General features: G+C 45.1%; 2 protein-coding genes. One reads left to right on the top strand and one right to left on the bottom strand.

Going from position 1 to position 5,053, the window contains the following annotated elements:
• The first annotated feature begins 130 nt into the window (after nucleotides 1-130).
• A complete protein-coding gene (locus tag KDK15_RS20685) occupies nucleotides 131-3,484 on the top strand; it encodes a hypothetical protein (protein ID WP_257297294.1) in 3,354 nt (1,117 codons plus the stop codon).
• A gap of 3 nt (nucleotides 3,485-3,487) precedes the next feature.
• Here KDK15_RS20685 and KDK15_RS20680 read toward each other — a convergent pair whose 3' ends face one another.
• The gene (locus KDK15_RS20680) at nucleotides 3,488-4,936 is read right to left on the bottom strand and encodes an ankyrin repeat domain-containing protein (protein ID WP_257297293.1); all 1,449 of its coding nucleotides are present in this window, start codon (nucleotides 4,934-4,936) and stop codon (nucleotides 3,488-3,490) included.
• Nucleotides 4,937-5,053 lie beyond the last annotated feature (117 nt).

Raw genomic sequence — 5,053 nt, 5'->3', positions numbered from 1 at the left:
GACTGCATGGATGCAGGAGCTAGAGCAACGCAGGAGCAGTTGCCGGGAGTGACTGTCCAATTGGTCAGAAAATACGATTTCATTTGGTTAACTACTTACTATCAATAACGATAAAGTATGGACCCGCCCTATGACTGGAATTGATTCTCCATTGCCCCCTTTTTATCCTCCTCCCGAGTTGAATCTGGAAAACGTCAAAAATGGTGGGGTTTTTTCCTGGGCATTCTGGAATACGCTCTATGCCATTGTTACCCCGGTCAAGACAACGTTTTATGTGGGCTCATTAGCATGGAATAAATTACCTGGAAAGCCTGTTTCCAGTCGTAACGTCAAGCCAGAGAGAGTAGATCTTCTGATAAATTCAAAACTGGCTCAGCAGGACCGAATCCAAACAGACCAGGTTAGATATTTATCCAACAGAGAGATGGGCTCTCAACAACCATTGCAACAAAAGAAAATGGAGCAAGCTGGTCTTGATGACCAGTTCGAGCCTCCTTTGAAAAAATGTCGTATTCAGACATCTGACCCTTACAAACAAAATCGCCTGACGATTATTCGAAATGCCTTGGGCAAGCTGGACACATCTTTAAAAAGCAATTTTCAGGCAAAGGTGAATTGGCTTCATAAGGAGCTTTCACTCGGTTGTGACTCAGTTGCGGCAAATTCCGAATCCTGCCCGCCTGAATTGCAAGAAATTGTCAGTCGCCTGATTTACGATTGTATCTATCCCAGCAACCTATCAGTGTTGCAATTACTGGCTGATGCGGGGGTGGGGCTGGAAAGCTCCGGGTACATTACTTTTGACCCAAGGATTCCACCATTATTACTGAGGCAGATGCTGGAAAACAGTGACGTTGAAGCTGTGAAGGATTTTCTGGACATAAATGCTGTAAGAATGATTTATATGGCTGATTCTACCAGCACGAAAACGGTGGAAAAATATTTAACCCCGGCCCAGATCAAAGAGGCAGTTCACCGTTTTAACAACAGCCCAAGCTTCCATGATGGCGATTTTCCATTAAAAAACAATCCCACTCTGCAATTTTCCCAATGTGCAGCCCCCTATCTGATAACCGGACTTTTTGCGGTGCTGGATACGCCGCAGAACGACTCCCGGACTGAACAGGATATCAGTCAATCCATCATAACGGATCTCAAATCAGAACGTTTTACAGCAAATCTTTATCAGCTCGAGGTTAACGCTGCACGATATCAACCGCTGATTCGGAAAGAATTGCACAACATGGACGTGGGACAGCGAGAAAGATTATTTTTGTGCGCCTTTATTTTAGGTCAGAAGCAGATGTTTGGCTTGCTGAAGGAGACGCTGGCAGACTCCTGGCAGGCGATTCTCAATCAGAGATTCAATCAGGGAGCAAACATACTGCACATTCTGGCTACAGCACTGCCAGACATTCACCCGGGCTTATATTTTACCCTTCTCAACCGTTATGTTGTTGCCTATGATGACCTGTTCCAGTTCCTGCCTGCCAGAGAGCTGGCGAATATGAAGGACGACAGCGGTGCTACTCCCTTGATGTGCCTGTATCATCACCACCCTTATCAAGTGTCTGACTTACCACTGATCTCACCTGACCAGAACCTTGTCAGAAGTCGGCGCAATAGCCTGCTAAAGCTAACCTCCGGGGAAAACCTTATCCATTGCATACAGAGCCAGATTGCTGCTGATCACCCATTGAATGTCGCTTGGTTCAGTGAGTATCTGTACCTTTTCCAGCATCTCTACCAACAACAGTCCTTGACATTCACTCCGACTGCTTTTCCCAGTGGTTCGCCTTTACCCAAGAGATGCAAGAAGTCAAAGTCCCATCATACTCTGGAATCAACGAACCATTTTTTTCAACGTGTTATCACCTTTTTGGCAGGCCATGCCGGTGTTTTCCGGGATCAACAAACAGCGCTGGAATTAACAAGGTTTGTACAGCGCTCAGAGCTACCGATTGAATACCTTGCGCAAGTGATCAGAGTGATGGCACCGGACATCCAACATTATCTCCTGGCACATCTGACCAAAACACCGGCCGACCGGGAGCTGCTGTTTATTAAACGGGGCTGCACAGATAAATCTGAAGAGTCTTACTATCCCTGGCATCTCATTGGCCTTGGACTCGGGGCTAACAGTATCTCAACGCCCAAAATGGCTTGCAACGCCTCTTTTTTGGGTGAGGTTGAAGAATTTGCCACCTGCCATCCGGAAGAAAACATTCCCAGACTCCCTGAATCCTGGGAAAACGCATTGTTTACCAGTAGCGACATAACGGTTTACGGGCGCAGCCTGGCTTTTCCCTGTGCAGCAACACCCACCGGTTACCGTCGTTTCAAGTTCCTGAAACAGTTGCCCGGTGCCAGAGAGCCCTGGGGGGATTTTATTCGTGAGCAGCCACACCTTGAATTTTTTCGCAGGCATAAAGCGGAACTTGGGCTGGAGAGTGCACTGCTTAAACCCGGGGGAATCTTCCGCCTGCCCAATGCCTTGGGCAAGTTGCAGCGGGCCGGTGTTCCTGAGTCAACCTTGGAAATGATTGCTTTTGAACCCGACAACTCCGCTTTTCTCCAGGTATTTGATGACGAAGCAAACAGCGCGCTCTATCACCATTATCCCTATGAGACTGAGGGCGTTGAAGGCCTCTGTTTTGAGGCATCGCTGGCAGGGCTCAGACTGTTTGCCAGAGATGCCGGCCGCCTGTGGCAGCAAAACCTTCAGGCACCGGATGCATTATCCATGTTTCATGACACGGCTGAAGGCAGAGCCTGGTCGCCAACCCCTTTCCTTGGCAAGCAGCGCTGTCCCGGCAACATGGGCGAGTGGCATGGCCAGGATTATCCAAATATCGCACCAGCCCCGGTAGGAATGAGAGACTGGGCTGATATACGCTCCTTTAATGAACGCACCATCGACCTTTTCGTTACCAGGTGTCACGTCGATCTAACCAGTGCCGAGAGTCAGCAACTGCTGAGGATTTCTGAACTCGGGAGAGCGTTTTACGGGCTTGCGATCAACTGGCTCAGGGTTCGCCACGACACTCGTCAACTGGATTACACCAATCCTGAGCAGATGAATCAGTTGGCCGGTGAGCTGGTGACCATCGCGGCGGATTTGTTCGGCACCGCCTTTGGCATGCAACCGGAAGCAATGAAAACGATAATCCACCAGGAAATACCGGCAGAAACATTGAGGAGGGCGGCACTTGAGTGTGGTTACTGGTGTGACCCGGACGTCCGCTATGTGCAGGATATCAGGAGTCAGCGCTTCCCCAGCTCAGTTTATCCCGATTATTCGGATAAAGACTTTATGAAGATGAACCTGAAGCCAATTCCCGAAAACCTTACTGATAAGGGCATATGGCGTTCATCAAGAGCTCAAGCACCAAACCTCGGTGCGGACAGTGCCCCCCTCCCTCTGGTTCACCTGGATTCTCTGTTCTGGTTTGCCATGCTGACAGGGTGGCGACATCTCAGATAATCTTTAACATTTGAATTCAGGTTTTAGCTTTTTCCCTAATAAGCCAAGCACGGTTCCATGGCCCTGAACAGATTGTTCAACATTGGCACCCCGGGATTTCAGTTTCTCAATAAACGAAAAGCATGTTGAATCGAGTTTTGGCAGCATGGCAATATGGCATAAAGCGGTCATACCCACAGAATCCTTACCATCAACGTTGAGTTGATGACAATTTAATAAAGATTCAATGACTGGTTTGTAGGGGTTGCAACAATCGCTTAATTTATCCTCATCAAGATATTTGCTGTAGCAACCAATGGCGATTTGAAGGGGTGTTTTTCCTTCAAGACCAAGAGTGTTGATATCTTGCTTGTTTATTAAAAAGTCGATAATCCATTGGCTTCTTTGTTTAATGGCATAAATAAGCGGTGTTTCTCCAATAACCGTCAATTCATTAATATTGAAATCTTCTCGATCCATCAATACTTCCAGTAGCGCTTGTTCATTGTATTTGATGAGTGTCATTAACAGGGTTTCTTTCTGATTAATGCTGTTGAGTGTGCTTAACCTTACTTTTATGTTTTGCCGAAACTGGTATCGATCTGCAACATTTGGAATTTTATTTTTATTTTCACTTAGCTTGGTAATTAATGTAATTAACTGTTCAACAGACATATCAAAAACATCATTTTTTTGAATGGAGAATTTCGCTGTACTATTGATGCTCCACACATCTTTTATCACCTTGGCAAGACTTAGTCCTTTGCTTAAAATGCATGAGTATAGTTCACAATACTTACCGATTTTATCAGGGGGGAAATAATTTGATAATGTTTCAAGTATTTGACTTGAATTGTCAGCATCTAAATTATGATCCATCTTTAACAAACCGCTTAACAGAAATTTGAATGCTATTTTTTCATTATAAGTTATATGGTGTTTATTGTTGTGCTTATCGAGAATGAATTCAAGGAATTTGCCGATATCTAATAATGTTGTGAAAGGACCTGCATCCCAGAGGGCCATTTGTATATCTATTGAATGAGTCCTATTAATATTTTTACAAAATTCTATGGCATGACTGTTTAGTTGTTCAAAAAAACAATCGGTTTGAGCAAGAATTGGTGCTGCGCGGATTAATTCAATATTCCTTAGATAAACAGGACTGCCATGGGGATTTTCGCTGAAGTGGGTAGAACTCTGCTGATGAATTTCCAGCAGTTTATGTTTTAAATCAGGTGGCAGAAAATTTCCGGTACTTGCCTGAAAAACAATATTTTGATTAGTACCAAACAGGTCATTGGTAATATTATTGCTTTGGGTGCAGTTTGCAGAAATAGTGGATACTGCTCTATTTAATACTTTACGGGGTGACGATTCAGAGGCTGAAATATCACTGGATGGTCTTTTCAGGGACTTGAGTGCATTGCCACTGCAATCTGGAACAGTACCATTACTTTGTGGGATATTCATGACGGTTTCCTAACCTCGTCTTGTATTTAAGTAGTTGGCCAAATGGAATCGTATATTTCTGGCTAAGTGGGCAGTTACTATGCAAGGCACAACGAAGGGAGCATAGCCTTAGCTATG

Origin of the sequence: Endozoicomonas sp. YOMI1, from assembly GCF_024606345.1 — a bacterium.
Lineage (GTDB): Bacteria > Pseudomonadota > Gammaproteobacteria > Pseudomonadales > Endozoicomonadaceae > Endozoicomonas.
This window is presented reverse-complemented; position numbering and strand designations above follow the sequence as displayed.